The following is a 22,483-nucleotide window of genomic DNA, read 5'->3' as shown; positions in this document are numbered from 1 at the left end:
GCAGCCGAAGCGGCGCGCCACGACTATCAGGCGAACCGGTCGCCCCGCCAGCGGCAGATCGGTGAGGCATCGCTGATATCGGCTATGAATCCGCCCAGAACTGGCTCTGCATCCGGGACAGAGACTCTTGTCGCTCGTGGGACGGACACGGTGATCACGGTCGTGGCGCCATCACAGAGGGCGCTCTCCACCTCAAACCCAGGAGGGATCAGGGCCGACGGTCGCAGGGCACGCTGCATCATGTTGCTTCCTTTGTGAAACCAACGCGAGCCGGCGCTTCAACTTCATCAAAAGTGATAGTGTGGAACGGCCCTTCGAACCGGCATCAAAAGTGCCTAACGTGGTCGCGTAGAGAGGCGCCCCAAAGAAAGGACCGTTCCATGGAGAAGATTATCACGGTGGGTTTGGATTGGCCAAGTCGATCTTTCAAGTTCACGGCATCGCCGAAAACGGGAAAGTCTGGGTCCGTCGCACATTGCGGCGATCCCAGGTTCTGCCCTTCTTTCGGAGCCTTCCAACTTGCTTGGTAGGCATGGAGGCCTGTGCGAGTGCCCATCACTGGGCGCGCGAGATTGCGGCACTGGGCCACTCTGTCCACATGATGCCGCCAGCCAACGTGAAGCCTTACGTCAAACGAAACAAGACCGACGTGGCGGATGCTGAAGCCATTTGTGAGGCGGTCACCCGCCCGACAATGCGATTCGTACCGGTGACGACTGCCGAACAACAAGCAGCCAGCATGATTTTGCGAACGCGAGAGATGCTGATGAGGCAGCGCAGCCAGACCGCAAATGCCCTGCGTGTTCATATGACCCAATTGGGCATTATCGCCCGAAAAGGCATGGCAAGCATCGCAAAACTCCTGGTGCTTCTCCGGGACGAAAAAAACAATACGGTCCCCGGCGTCCGCCGCTTTGCCCTGATCCAGTTCGCTGAACAGATCGAGCTGCTTACAACCCGCATAGAGAAGCTCGACAGAGAGATTTTGGCTGGCGTCAGACAGGACCCCGATGCCAGGCGCCTGATGAGCATTTCGGGCGTCGGCCCTCTCATCGCTGCTACCGTTCGGACGTCGATCTTGGATCCTCGCGATTTTGCGACTGCACGAGATTTTGCGGCTTGGACGGGCTAACACCGAGGGCCGCAGTCGAGCGGCGGGGAAGAAAGGCTCGGGGCGATATCAAAGCGTGGAAATCGGCACCTAGGGACGCTCTTGATCGTTGGTGCGACCTCCATCATCAAGCTGACTAAACGAGGCTTGAAAGTCCCGCTTTAGATTCGGACCATGCTGCAAAGACGGCCGGTCAAGGTCGTATCGGTGGCGCTCGCCGATAAATTGGATCATGTCCCGTGGCGTGGTGTAGCTGGCGGCGGGTCACCGCGTTCGCCGGCTGGAGCCGGGCTGGTCAGCTGGCGATAGCCGTGATGCTGACGCTCGGATCATCGCTCAACGGCGCGATGGTTTCCAGTGTCATGTAGCGGGCACGCTGCACGGCCCACTCATCGTTCTGTTCGAGCAGGATCGCGCCGATCAGGCGAACGATGGCATCTTCGTTGGGGAAGATGCCGACCACCTCGGTCCGCCGCTTGATCTCGCCGTTGAGGCGTTCGATCGGGTTGGTAACCGGTATGAGAGTTTCTCGGTGCCGATGTTCCGCTGCGATTTTCAAGATCGTAGCGTATGGTGCGACCATCGGGACAGAGGCACCGGGAGCACAAAGGTGCGGGCATGCATTCGATGAGCCGCGAGCTCGAGTTAGTAGCTGGCCGCCTCTGCGACTCGCCCGGTTGCGCTGAGAGCGCGAATCCGTAGTTGTCGTGTCGCCCGTAGCTCCCGTCATGTGGTCTGATTGGCAGGAGGTGCGAATGCGACGGGTGATTGGCATCGACATCCACCGAACTTTCGGGGAGGTGGTGATTTGGGAGGATGGCAGGCTCCGACATGCGGGCCGCATTGATATGACGCGGACTGCGTTGGAGGGATTTAGCATTACAGTTGCTTTTTTGATTTGAAGTGGGCGCGTTGAGCGGCAGCCTGGTGAGCTCTGCGCCAGAAGGACCATGCGATGATGTGTGCGGGTTGAATCCGCTTCCGCGCAAGTCTGATAGCAATGCGGCGGATTTCCTGGATTGACCAACGGATCAGTGGTGGGGTGGTTATGTTTTGGCTTTTGCCGGGGGGCGCCGTTTCGTTTTTTTGGGCGGTGGCGGATTAGCGCGATGTCGGATCGCGGCCATCATGGCGAAGGCGAGCATCACCAAGGACACATGACGGTGCCAGCCATGCCAGGATCTGCTCTCGTTGTGATCGAGCCCGAACTCGTTTTTCGCCGTTTCAAAGCTGTCCTCGATCGCCCATCGATGGCCTTCGACCGCGACCAGCGTTTCAATGGCTGTTCCCGCTGGGCACCAGGTGGTGAAGAAGGCGAGGTCATCATCGGCAATGCGACGACGGATCAGTAGACCGCGTGTCCACAAACCGTCATTTGCACTGTTGGACTGCTCGGCCTCGAGATCCGCCAATTCGAGATAACACCAATCGTGCAGCCGCGGTCCTTTGGTTCCGGCTCCCGCCGACAGGCGCTTCCAGTCGGATGAGCGCCGCGTCCGGGCGAGGTCTGCAGCCGTACCGGCGACCGGCGGTCGCTTGCCCCAGGATCGAAACACATGAGCGCTGCTGACCCCAAGCACGTAGCCTTTGCCTGCCCGACGTAGTTGCTGTTCGATGTTGCCAACACCGTAGACGGTATCACCGGCAACCCACTTGAATGGTACAGACCCGGCTATCGCGCGTGCGATCATTCTCGTCGCAAGCTTTGGTTTGGTCGCAAAGCCGACATCGGCAGGCACATATGTGGCTTCCAGACGATCTGGATCGTCGGTCCATTCCTTCGGAAGATACAACGCGCGATCGATGAACGCATGGCCATGACGCGAAACGTAGGCAGCGAAGACGCCGATCTGGCAGTTCGTGATCTTTCCTGCCGAACCAGTGTATTGCCGCGCCACTCCGCATGACGCTTTGCCCTGTTTGAGAAAACCGGTCTCGTCGATCACGAGCACCGCATCGTCATCCGCCAAATGCTCGATGACATAGTCGTGCACGATATCGCGCAGGGCATCAGCGTCCCAGTCTCCACGACCCAGAATCGCCTGCTGCCGCCATGGGCCGGGATCGCCAGCCGCCTCCGCGCGCATCCAACCGGTCTTGCGCTGCTCATCTCCGAGCAGACCTTCCAGGAACAGACCTGCATTCGTCGCAACACGCTCTTGCGTGAACAACGGACGTATCCGTTGCTTGATCTCTCGAAGCGACGCCGCCCACAACGCAAGCGTCGCCTCAACCGACGCGGCCCGCGCCCACGACATTCGAATCATGGTTGCCCATGGATTCAGAAGCCCGCAACAAAAGCAACTGTAATGTTAGGGTCTGTACCTAATTAGCGAGTTCTGATTCCCTCGTGCCAAGTTGATTCGGCACGGGGGACTTCGATGCGCAAAGGACTGTTCTGGCTCAACGACAAGCAGTGGGCTCAGATAGAGCCGCATCTGCCAACAAACCAGACCGGCCCGGCGCGCGAAGACGATCGACGCATTATCAGCGGTATCATTCACATGCTCCAGTGCGGCGCACGCTGGCGCGATTGCCCGTCCGACTATGGCCCTTACACGACGATCTACAATCGGTTCAATCGCTGGGCTAAGCGCGGACATTGGCAGGCGATCTTTGAAGCGCTCGCCCGCTGCGGCAAGGACCGAGTGGCTTTGTCGATCGACTCCACCTCGATCAAAGCGCATCGCTCGGCGAGCGGCGGAAAAGGGGGGAGTGTGAACAGGCGATCGGCCGCTCGCGCGGTGGGCGGACCACGAAAATCCACGCGCTGAGCGACCCTGATTGCAAACCTTGCGCATTTCATCTCACTCCGGGACAAGCCGCAGACATTGCCGCAGGGCCGGCCCTTTTGAAGCTCGCGCCGCCCATGTCTTCCCTCATTGGGGACAAAGGCTACGATGGCGACGGCTTTCGCGCCGAAATCGTCAATCGCGGCGCGAAACCCGTCATTCCAAACAAATCCAACCGGGTAACCCTCCACAGCTTCAGCAAGCGCCTCTATAAAGGGCGCAACGTTATCGAGCGCTGTTTCTGCCGGCTCAAGGATTTCAGGCGTGTTGCTACTCGCTACGACAAACTTGCCAGAAACTTCTTGGCCGCCGTCCACCTCGCCGCTCTCGGTGGGCATCTGAGACGACCAGCTTGACACCGCGCAGGCCGCGGCGGGCGAGCTTGCGCAGGAACGCCGTCCAGAACGTCTCGGCCTCGGAGGGCCCGACGTCCATGCCCAGAACCTCGCGCCGGCCGTCGCTGTTGACGCCAACCGCAACAATCACCGCCACTGACACGATGCGGCCATTCTGGCGCACCTTCACATAGGTGGCGTCGATCCACAAATACGGCCAGTCGCCCTCGATCGGACGGGCGAGGAAGGCCTTCACCTTGTCGTCGATCTCGCCGCACAGCCGGCTGACCTGGCTCTTGGAGATGCCAGTCATGCCCATGGCCTGCACCAGATCGTCCACCGAACGGGTCGAGACGCCCTGCACGTAGGCTTCCTGCACCACGGCGGTGAGCGCCTTCTCGGCGATGCGGCGCGGCTCCAGGAAGCCCGGGAAGTAGGAGCCCTTGCGCAGCTTTGGAATCCGCAGCTCGACCGCGCCGGCGCGGGTCTCCAGGCGGCTGGATAACTGCGGCAGAATGACTCGGAAGCTATTTTGAATGTGGCACGCGCGGCGGCGATGTGCTCGAAATAGCGCATGAGCATCGCGGCGCTGCGCGACGAAAATGAACAATTGAAAGCGCTTTTGGCGCAAACGCAGGCGGCCTTAAGCGAGCATCAGGGGGCGCTCGCGGCGTCGGAAGAAGCGCGGCGTCGGCTGGAGGTCATCCTCGGCGAATTGCGACGCGACAAGTTTGGCGCGAAGTCCGAGAAGCTGCGGCCAGATCAGTATCACTTACCGTTGGAAGACGTGGAGATCGCGCAAGGCATCCTGGACGCGGCGCAGGAGAGAGCCGAGGCTGTGATCAAGGGCCGATCGCGGAGCGTGCCGGATCAAGGTTCTCATCGCAATCGCGGCTGCTTGCCTGCCCATTTGCCGCGGGTGGAACGGATCATCGAGCCTGCGAGCACGCTCTGTCCGTGCGGTCCCGGTGCCATGACGAAGATCGGCGAGGACGTCAGCAAACGCCTCGACGTGATCCCGGCGCAATGGCGGGTGTTGGTCACGCGCCGCCCGAAATACGCCTGTCGCCATTGCTCGGGCCCTGTCGTGCAGGCGCACGCACCGGAGCACGTGGTGCTCAGCGGGCTGCCGGCCGAAGCGGCGATTGCGCACGTGATCGTCTCCAAGTTTGGCGACCATACGCCGTTTTACCGCCAAGCCGAGATCTATGCGCGTCAGGGCATCCGACTTGATCGGGCGACACTGGGCAACTGGTCCGGCCGCGGCTGCTTCCATCTTTAGCCTATCGCGGACCACATGCGCCAGCGCCTAGCCATGGCGGATCGTCTGTTCATGGACGAAACCACGGCGCCGGTGCTCGATGCCGGGCGAGGCCACACGAAGAACGGGTACTTCTGGGCGATCGTCTCCGACGACCGCGGCCACAGCGGCCCAAGTCCGCCGATCGTGCTGTTCCGATATGCCCCCGGTCGCAGCGGTGCCTTTGCGGAGCAGTTCCTGGATGGCTTTTGCGGACACTTCCTGCAATGCGACGCCTATGACGGTTATGACCGGCTGACCGAAGTCGCTCGACCGCAAGGGCCGTGGACGCTCGTGCATTGCTGGAGCCATTTGCGCCGACGCTTCGTCAAATTGGCCCGTAACAGCAAATCGCCGATCGCCGAGGCCGCCGTTCGGCACATCGCACAGCTTTACGCCATCGAAGCCATGGTGCGCGGCTCATCGCCGGACATCCGGCTGGCTGCGCGCAGGGAGCACTCGCTGCCCATAATCGCCGCGTTAAAGACTTGGTTCGAGAAACAGCTGTCGATGATCTCCAGCGGTTCGACGCTCGCCGAGGACATCCGCTACGCGCTCAATCACTGGCAGGGGCAGACCCGCTTCCTCGAAGACGGGCGCCTCGAGCTCGACACGAACCCGGTCGAGAACGCCATCCGGCCAGTCTGCCTGGCCAGAAAAAATGCTCTCTTCGCCGGGCATGAGGTCGGGGCTGAAAATTTGGCCTTGCTTGCGTCGCTCGTCGCCACCTGCAAGCTCAACGACATCAACCCGGCCGCCTACATCGCCGAAACACTCGAGGCCATCATCGACGGCCATCCGCATAGCAGAATCGAAGACGCCGCGCGGCACGTTTTTGACTAACGATCGTGTGCGATTTCATCCAAGGAGGAAAAATCATGATCTGCGTCGGTCTCGATGTTCCCTGAAGTCCGTTGCCACATGTGCGGTGGACGAGACCGGAAACGACGGGGCGGACGCGCGATCGATTGTGCAGTACCTCGAACAATCGCCTGGTCAACTTGACCGGATGGGCCTGGAGGCAGGATTGACCTCAAAAGGGGCTGACTGCAAGCCTAATCGAACTGGCGCTGCCGGCCATCAGTTTGGGAACTCGCTAGCTTAAGGCGGCACTATGGCATGCAGGTGGAGACCGACCGGAACGATGCCCGCGGGATCGCGCAGGTGGTGAGAACGGGAATCGGTCAAGCCTGTTCACCTCAAACGCATCGGCAGCCAAAGCGCGCGGACGCGCTGCTCGCACTCCGTCGCTGCCGCGCATCAAGTCCTCGAGGACTTCTGCGTCCGCTCGGTCTCAAAGCCTGCATCGTCTCGCGGACTTTGTTCGCTCGTCAGTTGGTCAGCATGACTTATGCGGCACGCGCCCCTGCGCACTGAATCTCCCATCTGTTCCGAAGACCTTGCTCGCCTCATCTTTCCATCCGTTAGACCTGAGGCCGGCAAACTGGAGCATTTTTGGCTAGTGTCCTGAACCAGAAGTTCGCGACATTGGGTTGTGTTTTGCCGGGGCATTGTATCGGCAGAAGCGTTCGATGGAAGCAAGGATGTCATCGGCGAACTTAGTCCATCGGAACGGTTTTGGATCGGCGTTGTGTCGGTCGATGAACGAAGTGATGTCAGCCATGAGAGCGGCGACGCTGCGATAGATGCCGCGCCTGATCTTCTTGTCGGTGAGGAGCGCGAAGAAGCGCTCGACCTGGTTGAGCCATGACGAACTCGTCGGGGTCAGATGCACGTGCCAGCGCGGCCGTTTAGCCAGCCATTTTCGGATCAAGGGGGTCTTGTGCGTGGCGTAGTTGTCCATGACGAGATGGACGTCGAGTTCACGCGGCACGACAGCCTCGATCTCGTCGAGGAACTTGCGGTACTCAGCAGCACGGTGGCGTCCGTAGCACTTGCCGATGATCCGTCCGCTCGCAATGTCGAGGGCGGCGAACAGCGATGTGGTGCCGTGCCTCGTATAGTCATGGCTTCTTCGGGCCGGCTGGCCGGGACGCATCGGCAGCATCGGCTGACTGCGGTCCAGCGCCTGGATTGCGATTCCTCATCCACACATAGAATAATGGCGTGCTCGGGTGGCGAGACGTAGAGGCCCACAACGTCGCGCACTTTGGCCACGAAGTTTGGATCGGTCGAGAGCTTGAACGTCTCCATCCGGTGCGGCTGGAGCCCGAAGGCCCGCCAGATGCGTTGCACCGTCGATACCGACAGGCCGCTGGCCTTCGCCATGTCGCGGGAACTCCAATGGGTGGCGTTCTCGGGGCGACTCTCCAACTCCTCACGATCACGGCTTCGATGCGGGCATCGTCAACCGTACGTGGCGCCCCGGAGCGCGGCTCGTCATGCAGCCCGTCCACGCGCCGCTCCACAAAACGCCGCCGCCACTTGCCTACCGTCGATCGGTCCAGGGCCAGCTTGGCCGCCACTTCCTTTGTTCTGACCGCCTTCCGCGCAGGTCAGCACGATCCGGGCTTTCAGAGCCAGCCCCTGCGCCGTCTTCCGCCGCATCGTCAGCGACCTCAGTTCGGCACGCTCTTCACCGCTCAATGTCAGGGAGGCAAGTTGCTGAACCGCCATCAGATCCTCCGTCGCTGCTGCTGCCTCAATCCTTGGCACGGCGACGCAAATCTAATGCGAATCTACGATTGCGAAATTGTGAGTCAGGACACTAGAGAGTGTTCTGCACCGAGTCCCGGATGTCAGGAGCGAAGAACGAGAAGGGGCTCGAATTTTTCAAGTTTGCAGTCCATTCAAGCGCGCCGCGCATGGGCGGCGGTTCCGGCGGCCTTCGTCTGGCGATCCGGGTCAACAAGAGCTTCAACTCTAAGGGGGTAGCGAGATGGGCAGGATGAATCTGACTCGGAACGACCGAACAGCAGCAGATTGACGCCGGTCTCGAGCCAGACATCGCCTGCGGCGAGTGCCACACCTGTGCCTTGTATAGCATTGGCACGCTGTCGAAGTCGAAGGAGGCGAGCGTCTTGCCCGCGGGCAGATGCGCCTCGGCCACGTGCCGCTCGATCCGACGGCGGGCGCGGTCAACCACTTCGTACTCAGCAAGCGCAGCAAGGAAGCGCGCGGCGGGCCAACATTCCTTGTCCGACTGCGCGGCAAGCGTCGGCCAGATCGCCTTGACGCTGGGCAGGCGTAACTGGCTATGATGATCTGCCGCCCACTGGAACCGGTTATACTATCACTATGCCGATCAACAGCCGGCGCCATTGACGCCTGCGCCACCTAACACTGTTAGCGGCACCACTTAAATGGATTTAAGAAAAACAGGTGCGCGTCCCCGGGGCCCGACAACGTCGCGCGCTGCCAAATCGCGTTCGCTTCTTCTTACACGGCTCAAGTGGGCGGCAGACGTCTGGTGCTAGCACAGCAACATAGTCGCCCCGTACCGGCAGCAGCTCGCCTTTGGACATCTAAAATATGTCGCTTGTGAGCTGTTCTTAGTACTGCAGAGGGCTCAGTTGCTCGATCTCTATCGCGCTGGAGCTCGACACCTATTCGCAGGAAGCAAATGTCTTGTGCGAGGAGACCTATCGACCCGGTCCTTCTGCGCAATCGGCTACCCACACATTGGCTCGGTACACCTACCGCCTTGTCAACTACCAGCCTTGGCAATTGATTGCGACGATTGACACTGGCACTGCATGAGCGCCCTCGTGTGTTCGAGATCGAACATAAATCTGATCACGTTACACCTGGCCGGTGCGTTGTCTCATGGCCGTATAGTCATGAAACGCGGTCACTATCTTCTTGATGTACCATCTTGTGCTCGCCGATCGCTCCCATGCGCGAACGCCTCACGAACCGGACTAGACATGATTGCTTGCGAGGCCTGCTTTGAGACGACTGTGATCTTTCGAAGGAGAGGGCTTTCTCGAGCAGAATGCTGCAATGAATGAATTCTTCAGGGCGTCTAATGGTGCGTGAGGTGAGGCGTTTCCCTTTGCAGGAGGCCGCCACGCTTCCGCGGAAATTTATGGAGCGAGTTCCAAGCGGCCCTCGAGTGCTTCGCCTGACCACGGAAAGCCGACGGAATGCCCGTGCTCAATCGCGCCGGCGCGATCCGGGGTTCAATTCAGATGGGCTCGATTTGCATCCGGAGCGGGGCCGGGTTGCGGCATGACCCATCTAGCTGACAAACGTCCTATCGCAATGCGTGCGGTGCTCCCGTTCGTTTTCCGCCAATGGCTGCTCCAGCCCTACCGCGCCGCCCTCGTGCTGGTTGGGTTCCTTGGCGCAACGGCGGCCGACCTGTTCATGCCGGTTTACTCCGGCCAGCTTGTGGATGCATTGACGTCAGGCCCTTACAACGAGGCCGCACGACGTGCGGCCCTGGCTGCCTTCGGCGGCATCGTCGTGCTCGGCCTGTTCTCGATGATCTTGCGCCTCGTAGGTTTGGGGGCAATCGTTACATTCACACTCAAGACGATGTCAGATGTGGCACGCGAGGCGTTCATACGTGTCCAGCGGTTCTCAACCGATTGGCACGCTAACTCTTTTGCCGGATCGAGCGTGCGGAAGATCACGCGCGGCATGTGGGCCCTCGACTTGCTCAACACTACCATCCTCATGTCCTTGTTGCCGTCTCTGACGGTACTGGTCGGTTCGATGATCCTGCTCTGGCTGCATTGGTCTGCGCTGGGGGGCGTGATCGCGATTGGTACGGCTCTCTATGTCGCGGTGACGATGACATTTTCGATCCGCTATATCGCGCCTGCCGCGCGCGTCTCCAACGCCTGGGACACCAAGATCGGCGGCACGCTGGCCGATGCCCTAACTTGCAACGCGGTGGTAAAATCTTTCGGCGCGGAAGCGCGCGAGGATGTTCGGTTCGCCCGGATCATCAACCGTTGGCGCGTGCGGCTCCGACGAACCTGGCTGTGCTACAACTACGCCGCCATGTCTCAGTACTCGCTGCTGTTGTGCCTGCGGGTGTCTGTGATCGGCGGGGCGCTGCTGCTGTGGACGGCGGGCCGCGCCTCGCCGGGCGACGTCACCTATGTGCTGACCAGTTACTACGTTATTCACGCGTATTTGCGCGAGGTCGGCATATACATCAACAATCTCCAGCGCTCGGTCGACGACATGGAGGAATTGGTCGCAATCTATGACGAGCCGATCGGGATTGGCGATGTGCCAGATGCAAGGCCGATCGCCATTAATGGCGGTGAGATCGTATTCGACAATGTCAGTTTCCGGTATGGCGGCGAGGGGGTGCCGCTCTATGATAAGCTATCAGTTGAGATAAGCGCCGGCGAGCGGGTTGGTTTGGTCGGCCGCTCCGGCTCCGGCAAAACGACCTTCGTCAAGCTCATTCAGCGGCTTTATGACGTCTCGGGCGGCCGCATTCTGGTCGATGGTCAGGACATTGCGCTGGCCACGCAGCACTCGCTCCGCAGCCAGGTAGCGGTCGTGCAGCAGGAGCCGATCCTGTTCCATCGCTCACTTGCCGAGAACATCGCCTATGGCAGGCCCGGAGCCGGCATGGAAGCGGTCGAGCGGGCGGCGCGGCTTGCGAATGCGCACGAGTTCATCCTCCGGCTGCGCAGGGGCTACAGCACGCTGGTCGGTGAGCGTGGCGTCAAGCTCTCAGGCGGTGAGCGGCAGCGCGTTGCGCTGGCGCGCGCGTTTCTTGCGAATGCGCCGGTGCTCATCCTGGATGAGGCAACTTCAAGTCTCGACTCAGAATCGGAGGCCCTCATCCAAGAAGCGATGGAGCGGCTGATGAAGGGCCGCACCGCGATTGTGATCGCACATCGCCTGTCGACGGTGCGCAGCCTCGACCGCATCCTAGTGTTTGATGGCGGCGTCATCGCCGAACAGGGCACGCATGTTGCTTTGACTAGGCGGTCCGGCGGTATCTATCGGCTGCTGTTGGAGAGCCAAGCGACTGAGTTCGGAACTCTACAGCAGGTTAGCGAATAGGGATGGCAGGTAGACTTCATCTTTGAGCCGCGAAAGAATTGAATGTTCAGCAAAGGGAGGCGCACAACCAGGAGAAACTCAACCCGGCTGAAGCTCAAACATAATCGCGACGTTGACAGGGATGCAGATCGCGAACAGCGCCAGGCACTCGCGGGGGCAGTCGTCGACCACGGTGAGCATACGGAAGTGGCGACCATCGGTGAGCTGATCCGATAGGAAGTCGAGCACTAGGTCGTTCGGCGCCATCGGACGCGGCGGGCTATTCCGGTCTCGAGGACGAGGTCGACAGCCACTGGAAGGAGCTTGGGGACGGCAGCGCTTTAGGGCCTGCGCGCAGTTGGCACCGAGGCGAATTCAGGTGCCGACTGTGGTAGTACGAACAGCGACGTCATTGCGGCCCTGCGACTCGGAGCAGGCGATTCGATCAACCAAACCGGCCAGCAAATGGTTCGCCGCAATCTCAACATCCGACCAACATTGATGATTCATCCGTGTTTTCGGGTGCGGGTGATCGTCAATCGTGACCTGGTGCTCGGGCTTTACAGCGGATGAGAATGGCAAAAGCTTAAACTCGGTGCAATCGACGACGAGTAGCCCGTCAAGGTCACGCACGAACTTCCCGCCGGCATCCACCGGGGTCTCATCGCCTGCGCCGGAATCCTGGCGCGGGAGACGGGACAGCCCATCACGGATCTCGCGAGAGTGATCGCCCCCATGCTGGCTCGGTTCATCGCAGCAGGCAGAACTTTCCGAAAAGCGCGACGAGTGCCTCAGCGTCCGAGCGGAGGTGAAGGATAGCGCTCGGAGAGCATTTCTAGGAAGGCGGCGGCACACCGAGCCGGCGCGGGTTGGACGCACACCCCCGCTATGATGTTTGAAAACGGCAACGCCAAAATGGTGCTCGCGCTCACCAATTCTACGGCTGATGCTCGATTGTTGCGAATTCAGCAAAGCGGCGGCCTGACGGAGGCTACCGCAATCGGCCGCAGCAACGGCGAGTCTCAGGTGTTTCAGTTCGATTGCCTTGTTGGCATGAAGGGAGGTTCTTATCGAGGTGGTTTGTGCATCGTAAGTCTCAAACCAGATAGCTTTACGCTCAAAATGTGCAGCCATGCCCTTATTGTACTTACTTCCAGATCAGGCGGCCGCTCGGATGAGTGCAGCGCAGAGCACAGGACCTGAGATGTGTCCCGCTTTGCGGCTGCGATTCAGGGCATTGGGCGAGACCTCCAGGTATCCAGCAAGGGCTTTGGTGTTTCCGAGAGGACGAGCTTTCCCCATCGGGCGGAGGGCCACCTGGCCCGGCGAAGAATGCGCTCCAGCCGGGCATCGAGGACAGTGACGATTTCGGTCAATTCAATGAAAACGCCGAGCTCAAGCATGCCGGCAAACACTCGTAAGTTGCCGCAGCAAGTCCGCCGCTCGCCTTCGCCGCATCCGACGGAGCATCGAGGGCGAACGGGCTGCTCTCCAAATCCGATCGCTTCGTGGTTCTCTCAGCATGATTGGCCCGGTCGAAGGCAGAAGCAGGACGCGACCCTGAACACGCCCATCGATTGAGCGGTTCAGTAGATGAACTGGCCGAAGGACATCAAACTCGTCGACCTCCATGTCGCCGCTGATCTCGACATCCCGGTCCAAGCGCTGTCTGGAAACATGATACCTCAGTCGATGCTTATCCGAGAGATCATCGAGGAACTCGCCATAGTACTCTGGGGTGATGAGCTGCATCATGCTTACCTCTCCGGTTTGTTTTGTGAAACAAAGCAGAGAGGTAGAGGCGAGCGCATCCTGTGCAGTCACTCAGGTGTCTACGAAGAGGAGGCGCTCTATGTGAGCTGCTGCCGGTTTGATGGACACCGAGATTGGGTGTTTTATCGAGCCAGAGGTGGGTCATGCAGAGACGGAAGTTCAGTCGAGAGTTCAAGATCGAGGCGGTCAAGCTCGTCAGGGAGCGCGGGGTATCTGTGGCGCAAGCTGGCCGAGACCTGGGCGTTCATGAGAACGTGCTGCGCAAATGGGTGAAGGAGTTCGGCTTCGACGCTGCGCAGTCGTTCCCCGGCCACGGGCAACTGAAGCCTGAGCAATTGGAGATCGAGCGGCTGCGGCGCGAGGTCAACAAGCTGAAGGCGGAGCGGGATATCCTAAAAAACTGTCCAGGGCCGTTGCGCGCCTGTGCGGGGTAGAAACAGCACTGTGTTATCCTCTGCGGCTGGGAGGGTAGCGGCCGTCAGCTTATTGGAGGCACTGTCCCCGTTAAAAAACGTGGTCCATGGGTGCATGCGGACTTGAGAGTGGTGACGCCGCTTCGGCTGCGATCCCGAATAGGAAGATGACGATTGGCATAACCCAGACCCTTCCGCTCATGAGTGAATGGAGGATTTGCGATGCCCCAGAGGACGACCGGTGACCGGCCGGAATTGAAGCCAGTCAACGTCAGCGCGGCCGCCATCGACATCGGATCAAAGATGCACATGGCTGCGGTGAACCCGGACTGCACTGACATTCCCGTGCGCGCGTTCGGCACATTTACACAAGATCTCCATGATCTGGCGGATTGGTTTAGCGCATGCGGCGTGACCAGTGTCGCGATGGAATCCACCGGGGTCTATTGGATCCCAGCCTATGAAATCCTGGAGCAGCGTGGATTTGAGGTTATTCTGGTCAACGCCCGGTACGCCAAGAACGTGCCCGGACGCAAGACCGACGTCAGCGATGCCGCGTGGTTACGGCAGCTTCATTCCTATGGACTGCTACGAGGCAGCTTCCGACCCGATGCCGAGATCGCAACACTGCGGGCCTATTTGCGGCAGCGCGAGCGGCTTGTGGAATATGCCGCCGCCCATATCCAGCATATGCAAAAGGCCTTGATGGAGATGAACCTGCAGCTCCATCATGTCGTCTCGGACATCACGGGCGCCACTGGCATGCGGATTATCCGGGCCATTGTTGCAGGCGAGCGCAATCCTGATGTTTTGGCAACCTATCGGGACGTGCGATGCCATTCATCCACCGAGACCATTCGCGCGGCACTGGTAGGCAACGACCGGCACGAACATGTCTTCGCCCTGAGCCAATCGCTAGAACTCTACGACGTCTACCAGGCGAAGATGCTGGACTGTGACCGCAAGCTCGAAGTCCTGATCGCCGCGCTAGGAAATAAAGGGGCAAAGCCGGTCGGGAAGCTATCCAAGCCGCGCATCAAGACCAAACAGATCAACACGCCCACCTTTGACGTCAGGACCGCGCTGCACGGCGTGCTCGGCGTCGATCTGACTGAGATCCATGGACTGGGTCCGTCGCTCGCATTGAAGCTTATCGGCGAGTGCGGCACGGATTTGAGGGCATGGCCGAGCGCCAAGCACTTCACGTCCTGGCTCTGCCTTGCACCGGGCAACAAAATCTCCGGCGGCAAAGTGCTTTCTTCGCGCACCCGGAGATCTTCCAGCCGGGCTGCCGCACTGTTGCGGTTGGCGGCCACCACGGTGGGGCGAAGCGATACGGCGCTCGGAGCATTCTATCGCCGCCTGTCCTTACGTGCGGGTAAGTCAAAGGCGGTGACAGCGACCGCCCGCAAGATTGCGGTTCTATTTTACAACACCCTCCGGCACGGCATGAGCTACAGGGATCCAGGTGCCAACCAATATGAGCAACAATATCGCAGCCGCGTTCTCGCCAACCTTCAGCGCCGGGCCAAATCTCTGGGCTTCGTGTTGCAGGCCATTCCGACGGACGCCAATCCGGCTGTTTCTTAGGAAGGCCGCTGCCTACTTCGCGAAGGAAGCGACATGAAGTTCGGCTTCATCGCGAAGCACCGGGGCATCTGGCCGGTGGCATGGCTATGCGAAGCGATGGGCGTGTCGCGGTCGGGCTTTCATGCCTGGCTGAACCGATCGCCCAGCGCCAGATCCCGGAGCGACGAGACCGTAGGCCAGCAGGTCAAGGTCAGCTTCCTTGCCAGTGACCGGACTTACGGCGCGCGGCGCGTCTGGCGAGACCTTCTGGCGGACGGCGTCGAATGCGGCCTGCACCGGGTCGAACGGCTGATGCGCCGTAAGCGCGAATTTCCCTGCACCTTTTGCTTTTGAGTGCTCTGATGCATGAGGTGTCCACCAAGATAGGTGGACACCTTGTGATGGCAGACGATGATCAGAAACTGCGGGTCAGGCTTGTTGGTCGGAACGGTCGCCGGCGCTACGAGGCGGCATCGAAGGAGCGTCTTGTCGCGAGTTGTCTTGAGCCTGGCGTTTCGGTATCGAGACTTGCGCTCGAACACGGGGTCAACGCGAACCTGCTTCGGAAATGGATCAAGAAGCACACCGCGACCAGGTCTCTCCCGCGGTCTTCCCCATCGGCGTTCATCCCGGTTCAACTTGAGGGGGCTTCCGATCGCGCCCTGTCGCGGGGGAGCAGCGTGGCGATGGTGGGTTTGCCGGCGGCTTGCGATGAAGTGCGCGGGTCGGAACCCAAGGGGACTACAGCTTTTTGTTCTCCGGCCAAAGTGAGCGCGTCGCTGCCGAACGGCGTGAAGGTCGCGCTGGAATGCGGCGATGTGGATGCATTGACGGCAATCATCGGAGCCCTGGGCCATGTCCGACGATCAGAAGGCGTGTCCTTGCTGCCGTGGCCAGATGCATCGCATGGGCGAGACTGTCACCGAGCAACTTCATATCGAGGTGAAGGCGAAGGTTTTACAGAATGTGCGCTTCAAATATGGGTGCCGCCATTGCGATCGCACCGGGATCAATGCCCCTGTCGTGACCGCGCCGATGCCGACGCAGCCCTTGCCGGGCAGCGTTGCCACGGCCTCAACGCTGGCGTTCGCGCTGGTTCACAAATATGTCGATGGCACGCCGCTCTACCGTCTGGCGCAGGCCTTCGAACGCGCAGGTGTTCCTGTCAGCCGCGGCGCTTTGGGTCACTGGGTGATCGACTCGAGCGAGAAGCATCTGCATCGCATCTCAGACGCCCTGAAGCTGCGGCTCAGACTGCAACCTCTCATCCATGGCGACGAGACGACGGTTCAGGTCCTCAAGGAGAAGGACAAAAAAGCCACCAGCACATCGTACATGTGGGCTTATCGCAGCGGCCAGGGCAGTCACGAGCCCATCGTTCTTCTGGATTATCAGCCGGGCCGCGGCCAGATCCACCCGCAGGCCTTCCTCGGCGATTACCGTGGCATCGTGATGAGTGACGGCTATACCGCATGGCGCACGCTGGAAGGGGCCACCCACATTGGATGCATGGCCCACTCCCGACGGCGCTTTGTCGATGCCCTCAAGGCGAGGAAGAAGGGCGGCGGTCCGCCCGAGCAGGCGCTGCGGTTCTTCGAACAGCTTTACCGGGTTGAAAGGCAGGCGCGGGACGAAAAACCAGACCGAGGCGAAACGCCAGATCAATGCATTCGCCGCTTCCGCCAGCAACACAGCATTCCCGTCCTGAACGCCCTCAAGGAATGGCTCGATCAAATCGCCCCGAAGGTCTTGCCCGACAGCAAGCTTGGCGATGCTGTATCCTACACTCTGAACCAATGGGAATATCTGACGCGCTACACGCAAGATGGCAGGATGCCAATCGACAACAATCTCCTGGAGCGCGATATCAGAATCTTTGCCACTGGCAGAAAGAGCTGGCTGTTCAGCGACACCGTCGAGGGAGCCAGGGCCAGTGCCGTCGTCTACAGTCTGATGCTGACCTGCCGCGCCTCACGCGTCGAGCCGTTAGCCTGGTTGCGCCACGTCCTCACCGAATTGCCTCAGCGCGCGGGCGACGCCGATATTACCGACCTGCTGCCCTTCAACTTCCCCAAAACCGCCGCTGCCTGAACGGGTCAGATGCCGCCCTCGATACGAAGGCCATCCGTCAAAAGCGCGGGCGTCACCGTGCGGAGAAAATCGCGCTTACGATGCGCCTGCAGGCCTGCGGGCGCGGCCACGACGCCGGCGTCTGCCGAAGGACGCAGGCCATCGCCAGATTGTGAACGTGGCGTCGAACCTTCTGGATCGGCAGTTCGAGGCCGAGCGCCCGAACCAGAAGTGGATCGCCGACTTCACCTACATCTGGACGGCTGAGGGCTGGCTCTATGTGTCGGCGGTGATCGACCTGTTCTCGCGCCGGGTGGTCGGCTGGTCGATGAGCGCCAGCATGACCGCCCAGTTGGTTGCGGACGCCCTGTTGATGGCGGTCTGGCGGCGGGGCAAGCCGGATGCCCTGATACATCACTCCGATCGCGGCAGACGGGGCGGATTCAAACGGTCGTCGCAACACCAGTTACTTTCACTCATGACAGCAGATCGTCGAGCGCCTCCGCTGGCGTTTTTCAGCCTAGTGTCTTTCTCGGTCGAGCATTGAGGGCCGCTGCCACAGCGGATATCTCCTCGGCGCTGTGGATGCTCAGGTCTGTGCCTTTCGGGAAGTACTGCCGCAGCAACCCGTTTGTGTTCTCGTTAGTGCCGCGCTGCCAAGGGCTTTGCGGGTCGCAGAAGTAGACCTGGATACCCGCATCGATCTTGAGACGATCGTGCTGAGCCATTTCGGCCCCCTGATCCCAGGTTAGCGAGCGACGGAGCTCTTCAGGTAAGGTGATGACGGTGCGCGTGATCGCGTGGCGCACGGCTTCAGCCCCGTGTCCCGCGAGCGCAGGTCCGTTCTTCACGCGCGGAGCTTGGCCATGTCCCGCCAACCGGGGAAGGTGCAATAGCATCGTGAAGCGCGTCGTGCGCTCGACCAGCGTGCCGATTGCCGAGCTGCCAACGCCGAGGATGAGGTCTCCCTCCCAATGCCCCGGCACTGCTCGATCGGCAGCTTCAGCAGGACGTTCGCTGATCATGATCTCCGGGGTGACAAGCCCTTGCCTCGCCTGCGTACGCGCGCTCTGGGCATCCGTAATACACGCCCTGTTCGCAAGCAGGCCGTCAGCTCGCGGTGCAGCGTATAGCGCGACAATCTGGATGGGAAGCGCGCGACAATCAGGATGGCGAGTCGGTGTCGCGGCGAGGTGATGATTGCCGCGATGATTGTCGCGCGCAAGAGTTTTGTTCGCTCTGATTGTCGCGGAGCGTCAATCAGCGAGTGTTTTTGGTGTCGCGTGCGAGGATGGTCGCCCTGGACCACGCTTCCGCTCGAGCGCGGTGCGCCTGCGATAGCTTTCGACGTTCATCTCGACGATGGTGGCGTGGTGAACGAGGCGATCGATGGCGGCGAGCGTCATAGCAGGATCCGGGAAGACCCTGTTCCACTCTCCAAAGGGCTGATTGGCGGTGATCAGCATGGAACGCCGCTCGTAGCGAGCGCTGATGAGCTCGAACAGCACGCTGGTCTCGGCCTGGTCCTTGGTGACGTAGGCAAGATCATCGCAGATCAGGAGGTCGAAGCGGTCGAGGCGGTTAATGGCGGCCTCGAGATTGAGCTCGCGCCGCGCCACCTGGAGCTTCTGGACGAGATCGGTGGTGCGGGTGAAGAGGACGCGCCATCCGTTCTCGATAAGGGCCAGGCCGATGGCTGCCGCCAAGTGACTCTTGCCGCCGCCGGGCGGGCCGAACAGCAGCAGATTGGCGCCCTTGCCGAGCCAACCATCGCCGGCGGCGAGCGCGGTCACCTGTGCCTTGGAGATCATCGGCACAGCCTCGAAGTCGAAGTTGTCGAAGGTCTTTCCAGCGGGCAGCCGCGCCTCGACGAGATGGCGCTCGACGCGGCGGCGGCCGCGTTCGGCGATCTCGTGCTCGGCAATGGTGGCGAGGAAGCGGGCCGCCGGCCAGCCTTCCTTGTCGGACTGCTCGGCAAATTGCGGCCACAGCACCTTGATGCTGGCAGCCGCAACTCGTTGAGCAATAGATTGAGGCGCGCGGTGTCAATGGTGTTGGCCGTGCTCATGCGGCACCTCCGATCTCGCCGGCACCGATGAGGCACTCATAGGTGGCGAGCGGTGCGAGCTGCACCACGACGTGCGGCACGCAGGCCGGATCGGGAGAGAAGTAAGCGCGCAGCCGGTTGAGGTCGGGCAGTCGGCCGGCATCAAGCTCGGTCGCGAGCTGATCGGCGAGTTCGGCCTCGCAGCCGCGCTCATGGGCCAGTGCGAGCAGATCGACCATGATCCGGCAGGCTTTCCTGTCCGGCAGCCGTTCGCGCAAGCAATCGAAGGTTCGGCGATAGGCATCGCGCGGGAACAGCCGATCACGGTAGACGAGATTGAGCAGCTCCATTGGCTTGCGCCGCAAGGAATGGATCACGTGCCGATAATCGACGACCTGGTCGTGCTTGCCGTTGGAATGCGGCCGCCCACGCGGCAGGGTGACGAGATGGGTGCCGCCGACGAACACGTCGAGACGATCGTCGTAAAGGCGCACCCGCAGTTGGTGCCCGATCAAACGCGACGGCACGGTGTAGAACACCTTGCGCAAGGTGAAGCCGCCGCTTGACGTCACGCGGACAATCACCTCCTCGTAGTCCGAGGTGCGGCGATCTGGCAACGCCTGCAGGGTGGCGCGCTCGTGGTCGATCCGCTTGGAGTTGCGGGCATTACGGCGGCTGACGATCTCGTCGATGAAGCCGCGATAGGCGGCGAGATCATCGAAGTCGGCAGTGCCGCGCAACAGCAGCGCATCGGCGATCGTGCGCTTGAGATGGCCATGCGAGCTTTCGATCGCCCCGTTCTCGTGGGCGATGCCGCGATTGTTGCGGGAAGGCCGCATGCCGTAGTGGGCGCAGAGGTCCTCGTACCGCCTGGTCAGATCGTCCCTCGCATTGCGATCGAGATTGCAGAAGGCGGCCGACAGGCTGTCGGTCCGATGCTCCCGCGGTGCCCCACCGAGCGACCACAGGGCATTCTGCAGCCCTTCGGCCAATGCGACGAAGCTCTCGCCACCGAGCACGACATGGGCGTGTTCAAACCCGCAATAGGCCAACCGGAAGTGATACAGGCGATGATCGAGCGGCACGCCAGCGATGGCGACCCCAAGCTCGCCCATATCGGTGAAGTCGGACAGGCCGACCTGGCCCACTTCGTGGGTCTGGCGGAAGATGACCTCCTGCTCCTCGCCGTGGATCGCCCGCCAGGGGCGGATCCGGCGCTCGAGCGTGCGGCGGATTCCAGCCCCCAGCTCAGGATGGCGTCGGAGCATCTCCTCGAAGATGGCCACGGGCCGCACGCCGGGAGCCGCCTTCAGCATCGGCACGACCTCCAGGCCGAAGACGTTGGCCAAGGGATCCGGCCGGCGCCTTTCCCGCGGTGTCTTCTTTTGCGACGGAAGGCGCAGATCCTTCTCGAGCCGATAAGCGGTCGACGAACTGAACGACGCCTTCGCGGCCGCCTCTGGCGGCGAATTGGTTTGACGGAACTTCATGTAGAGCCTCATCTGGTGATCGGTGACATGGCAGCCTGGCAACGGGTGATTCCTCTTTGGCGAGAAGAACCATCCATCACCGGCCAGCCGCGATCACCAGACGGCGCGGTCCGCTCGGATCGCGCCGTCGCCGGGCTCGTAACTCCGGTCGGGCTACGCCCTCCCTGCGTCACGAGCCCGGCGAAGCTCTCTCATCCTGATTGACGCTGCACTTCCATCCTGATTGCCGCGCCGCAGCAGCGCCCCACGGCCCTGAACGAAGAGAGCTTGATAGATAGCTTCGTGGCTGATGCGCATCGTCTTGTCGTCCGGGAAGTCGATCGGCAAGCGTCGGGCAATCTGCTCAGGGCTCCAGGCTTTGGCCCATCGCCGATCCTTGCGCGGGCCATGCCGCCGCCCCTTCCACGGAACGGCGGGACCAGGAACGGGAGCGCCGGTCGGGGCTACGACGCCGCCAGCAAGTTTCTCCTCCACATAAGTGCGCAAGGTCGCATTGAGCGCAAGCTTGGTCGGCTTAGGCCGGCGGGCGGATCGATCCGCATGCCATTGGGCAGTTATTGCCCGATACTCCAACCCGCCGCCGCGGGTGGCCGCATTGCGCCGCAGTTCACGGGAGACTGTCGAAGCAGCCCGCCCCAGGCGACGTCCAATCTCCTGTATGGAATGGCCCTGCACCTTGAGAAGTGCGATCTCCTCGCGCTCAATCAACGAGAGGTACCGCCCGGAGAGCGCCTTTGCCGAAGATCTGAACATCGCTGGTGGCATGCCGCCCGCCTTTCGGAATAATCTGCTTCCGAGAGGTTGTGACAATCCAGCTTCGAGCGCAGCATCTTCGCTGCTCAACCCCGCGGCAATCGCCCGCCAAAATCTATTCTGTTCATTGCGTCCCGCAACGGACGGCCGTCCTGGCGATGGCAATGGGGCTCTTCCCGCGCGCCGATCGACGCCTTACAACGTTCATCGCAACCTCCTAACTCCGAGTGTTGCGACGACCGTTTGAATCCGCCCGGTACGTCAGCGAGCAGTTCCAGCGCTTGATGGCTGATAGCGGCATCGTCTGCAGCATGAGTCGGTCCGGCAACGTCTGGGACAACGCGGCGATGGAGAGCTTCTTCTCGTCGCTGAAAACCGAACGCACCGAGCGCAAAACCTATCGCACCAGGAACGAGGCCAGAGCAGATGTGTTCGATTACATCGAGCGGTTCTACAACCGCGCATCAGAACACCCATCTGTCTATGTTGTTGAAGAGAAAAGACTTTGCTGATTGGGATTCGATCCCGTGGGGTATCTTGGGTTCTGTCGCGCTCGTTCGGCGATAGATCGAGCAGCAGTTGTTATCAGCGAGCTGCGGGCGAAGATCCAAGGACCATCCGACAGAGGATGGATGGCTTCGATTTCACCGGCTTCAGCGGCCAGCCGGAGCGTCTCGGGCGCGATCTTCAGGAGCTTGGCGGCGTTGCTGAGGTTTAGCCAGGGCTCGATGCCGTCCTCGGCGGGCTTGAACACCGGGATGCGATAGTGCGAGCGCAGCGAGGTAACACGCTCGCGCGTCCAGCGATTGCCGTTACCGGTCTCGAGGCCGTTGCGGTTGAGGAGGCCGGCGATCAGATCGTCGCTGGCGATCAGCACCAGTCGGCGCACAGCCTCGATGATGTTGGCGGAGGTG

10 protein-coding genes and 17 pseudogenes are annotated in these 22,483 nt (G+C 61.1%); 13 read left to right on the top strand and 14 right to left on the bottom strand.

Annotated features, from left to right (window positions below; all coding sequences use genetic code 11):
* The first annotated feature begins 409 nt into the window (after nt 1–409).
* Nucleotides 410–1,276: pseudogene (locus tag IVB54_RS33150) on the top strand (IS110 family transposase).
* A 130-nt stretch (nt 1,277–1,406) separates the two neighbouring features.
* Here the strand turns inward: IVB54_RS33150 and IVB54_RS33145 are convergent.
* Nucleotides 1,407–1,622 (bottom strand): annotated as a pseudogene (locus IVB54_RS33145) (transposase); the annotation flags it as partial.
* Between the two features lie 535 nt (nt 1,623–2,157).
* The gene (locus IVB54_RS33140) at nt 2,158–3,378 is read right to left on the bottom strand and encodes an IS701 family transposase (protein WP_247285483.1); all 1,221 of its coding nucleotides are present in this window, start codon (nt 3,376–3,378) and stop codon (nt 2,158–2,160) included.
* A 114-nt stretch (nt 3,379–3,492) separates the two neighbouring features.
* On the opposite strand from IVB54_RS33140, the gene IVB54_RS33135 reads away from it, so the two are divergent.
* Nucleotides 3,493–4,259 (top strand): IS5 family transposase gene (locus IVB54_RS33135; protein ID WP_247776799.1). Its coding sequence is split into 2 segments (ribosomal slippage): nt 3,493–3,829 and nt 3,829–4,259, totalling 768 coding nucleotides; the frame shifts between segments, so codons are not numbered across the junction.
* Here the strand turns inward: IVB54_RS33135 and IVB54_RS33130 are convergent.
* Nucleotides 4,234–4,728: pseudogene (locus IVB54_RS33130) on the bottom strand (transposase); the annotation flags it as partial. The gene IVB54_RS33135 and the pseudogene IVB54_RS33130 sit on opposite strands and share 26 nt — an antisense overlap.
* Before the next feature lie 84 nt (nt 4,729–4,812).
* Here IVB54_RS33130 and IVB54_RS33125 point away from each other — a divergent pair.
* Nucleotides 4,813–6,381 (top strand): annotated as a pseudogene (locus IVB54_RS33125) (IS66 family transposase).
* 616 nt (nt 6,382–6,997) lie between these two features.
* Here IVB54_RS33125 and IVB54_RS33120 read toward each other — a convergent pair.
* Together IVB54_RS33120 and IVB54_RS33115 are read right to left on the bottom strand one after the other, a co-directional pair.
* A pseudogene (locus tag IVB54_RS33120) lies at nt 6,998–8,115 on the bottom strand (IS630 family transposase).
* A gap of 290 nt (nt 8,116–8,405) precedes the next feature.
* Nucleotides 8,406–8,683 (bottom strand): annotated as a pseudogene (locus tag IVB54_RS33115) (ATP-binding protein); the annotation flags it as partial.
* A gap of 986 nt (nt 8,684–9,669) precedes the next feature.
* Here IVB54_RS33115 and IVB54_RS33110 point away from each other — a divergent pair.
* Nucleotides 9,670–11,475, top strand: a complete 1,806-nt coding sequence (locus IVB54_RS33110; protein ID WP_247776798.1) for an ABC transporter ATP-binding protein — start codon at nt 9,670–9,672, stop codon at nt 11,473–11,475.
* Nucleotides 11,476–11,553: 78 nt separating this feature from the next.
* Here the strand turns inward: IVB54_RS33110 and IVB54_RS33105 are convergent, their stop codons facing one another.
* Entirely contained in the window at nt 11,554–11,721 is a 168-nt protein-coding gene (locus IVB54_RS33105; protein ID WP_247777574.1) for a hypothetical protein, read from the bottom strand.
* An 81-nt stretch (nt 11,722–11,802) separates the two neighbouring features.
* On the opposite strand from IVB54_RS33105, the gene IVB54_RS33100 reads away from it, so the two are divergent.
* Together IVB54_RS33100 and IVB54_RS33095 are read left to right on the top strand one after the other, a co-directional pair.
* Nucleotides 11,803–12,027, top strand: a complete 225-nt coding sequence (locus tag IVB54_RS33100; RefSeq protein WP_346658862.1) for a TrbI/VirB10 family protein — start codon at nt 11,803–11,805, stop codon at nt 12,025–12,027.
* Nucleotides 12,028–12,054: 27 nt separating this feature from the next.
* Nucleotides 12,055–12,273 (top strand): annotated as a pseudogene (locus IVB54_RS33095) (DUF2274 domain-containing protein).
* Nucleotides 12,274–12,372: 99 nt separating this feature from the next.
* Here IVB54_RS33095 and IVB54_RS33090 read toward each other — a convergent pair.
* The 3 genes and pseudogenes from IVB54_RS33090 to IVB54_RS41820 form a co-directional block, all read right to left on the bottom strand.
* A pseudogene (locus IVB54_RS33090) lies at nt 12,373–12,588 on the bottom strand (LysR family transcriptional regulator); the annotation flags it as partial.
* 95 nt (nt 12,589–12,683) lie between these two features.
* Nucleotides 12,684–12,857, bottom strand: a complete 174-nt coding sequence (locus tag IVB54_RS41825) for a hypothetical protein (protein ID WP_346658840.1) — start codon at nt 12,855–12,857, stop codon at nt 12,684–12,686.
* Complete coding sequence (locus IVB54_RS41820; RefSeq protein WP_346658861.1) at nt 12,850–13,206, bottom strand: acyl-homoserine-lactone synthase; 357 nt, start codon at nt 13,204–13,206, stop codon at nt 12,850–12,852. The genes IVB54_RS41825 and IVB54_RS41820 overlap by 8 nt, the downstream gene beginning before the upstream one ends.
* Nucleotides 13,207–13,370: 164 nt before the next feature.
* Between IVB54_RS41820 and IVB54_RS33080 the strand changes: the two are divergent.
* From IVB54_RS33080 to IVB54_RS33055, 6 genes and pseudogenes are all read left to right on the top strand, one after another.
* Nucleotides 13,371–13,625 (top strand): annotated as a pseudogene (locus tag IVB54_RS33080) (transposase); the annotation flags it as partial.
* A 237-nt stretch (nt 13,626–13,862) separates the two neighbouring features.
* Nucleotides 13,863–15,230 (top strand): IS110 family transposase, encoded by a 1,368-nt coding sequence (locus IVB54_RS33075; RefSeq protein ID WP_247337952.1) that lies wholly within the window; start codon nt 13,863–13,865, stop codon nt 15,228–15,230.
* Nucleotides 15,231–15,527, top strand: a pseudogene (locus IVB54_RS33070) (IS3 family transposase); the annotation flags it as partial.
* 83 nt (nt 15,528–15,610) lie between these two features.
* Nucleotides 15,611–16,072 (top strand): annotated as a pseudogene (locus IVB54_RS33065) (transposase); the annotation flags it as partial.
* Nucleotides 16,065–17,300 (top strand): annotated as a pseudogene (locus tag IVB54_RS33060) (IS66 family transposase); the annotation flags it as partial. The pseudogenes IVB54_RS33065 and IVB54_RS33060, both read left to right, overlap by 8 nt.
* A gap of 94 nt (nt 17,301–17,394) precedes the next feature.
* Nucleotides 17,395–17,709, top strand: a pseudogene (locus IVB54_RS33055) (DDE-type integrase/transposase/recombinase); the annotation flags it as partial.
* A 46-nt stretch (nt 17,710–17,755) separates the two neighbouring features.
* Here the strand turns inward: IVB54_RS33055 and IVB54_RS33050 are convergent.
* From IVB54_RS33050 to IVB54_RS33035, 4 genes and pseudogenes are all read right to left on the bottom strand, one after another.
* Nucleotides 17,756–18,405 (bottom strand): annotated as a pseudogene (locus IVB54_RS33050) (IS30 family transposase); the annotation flags it as partial.
* A 130-nt stretch (nt 18,406–18,535) separates the two neighbouring features.
* Nucleotides 18,536–19,347, bottom strand: a pseudogene (gene istB / locus IVB54_RS33045) (IS21-like element helper ATPase IstB).
* Nucleotides 19,344–20,828 (bottom strand): IS21 family transposase, encoded by a 1,485-nt coding sequence (gene istA / locus IVB54_RS33040; RefSeq protein ID WP_247777554.1) that lies wholly within the window; start codon nt 20,826–20,828, stop codon nt 19,344–19,346. Before istA ends, istB begins: the two are co-directional and overlap by 4 nt.
* Nucleotides 20,829–21,047: 219 nt before the next feature.
* Nucleotides 21,048–21,569 (bottom strand): annotated as a pseudogene (locus IVB54_RS33035) (helix-turn-helix domain-containing protein); the annotation flags it as partial.
* A gap of 251 nt (nt 21,570–21,820) precedes the next feature.
* On the opposite strand from IVB54_RS33035, the pseudogene IVB54_RS33030 reads away from it, so the two are divergent.
* Nucleotides 21,821–22,081, top strand: a pseudogene (locus IVB54_RS33030) (IS3 family transposase); the annotation flags it as partial.
* Here IVB54_RS33030 and IVB54_RS33025 read toward each other — a convergent pair.
* Entirely contained in the window at nt 22,051–22,446 is a 396-nt protein-coding gene (locus tag IVB54_RS33025; RefSeq protein ID WP_247776796.1) for a hypothetical protein, read from the bottom strand. The pseudogene IVB54_RS33030 and the gene IVB54_RS33025 sit on opposite strands and share 31 nt — an antisense overlap.
* Nucleotides 22,447–22,483: the final 37 nt, after the last annotated feature.

The sequence above is a fragment of the Bradyrhizobium sp. CW1 genome (genome assembly GCF_023100665.1).
GTDB lineage: Bacteria > Pseudomonadota > Alphaproteobacteria > Rhizobiales > Xanthobacteraceae > Bradyrhizobium > Bradyrhizobium canariense_D.
This window is presented reverse-complemented; position numbering and strand designations above follow the sequence as displayed.

What these genes read in the sequence shown, in the direction of transcription:
- IVB54_RS33140 (WP_247285483.1), bottom strand. Translation starts at nt 3,378, where the DNA reads ATGATTCGAATGTCGTGGGCGCGGGCCGCGTCGGTTGAGGCGACGCTT.
- IVB54_RS33110 (WP_247776798.1), top strand. Translation starts at nt 9,670, where the DNA reads ATGACCCATCTAGCTGACAAACGTCCTATCGCAATGCGTGCGGTGCTC.
- IVB54_RS33105 (WP_247777574.1), bottom strand. Translation starts at nt 11,721, where the DNA reads ATGGCGCCGAACGACCTAGTGCTCGACTTCCTATCGGATCAGCTCACC.
- IVB54_RS41825 (WP_346658840.1), bottom strand. Translation starts at nt 12,857, where the DNA reads ATGCTTGAGCTCGGCGTTTTCATTGAATTGACCGAAATCGTCACTGTC.
- IVB54_RS41820 (WP_346658861.1), bottom strand. Translation starts at nt 13,206, where the DNA reads ATGCAGCTCATCACCCCAGAGTACTATGGCGAGTTCCTCGATGATCTC.
- IVB54_RS33075 (WP_247337952.1), top strand. Translation starts at nt 13,863, where the DNA reads ATGCCCCAGAGGACGACCGGTGACCGGCCGGAATTGAAGCCAGTCAAC.
- istA (WP_247777554.1), bottom strand. Translation starts at nt 20,828, where the DNA reads ATGAGGCTCTACATGAAGTTCCGTCAAACCAATTCGCCGCCAGAGGCG.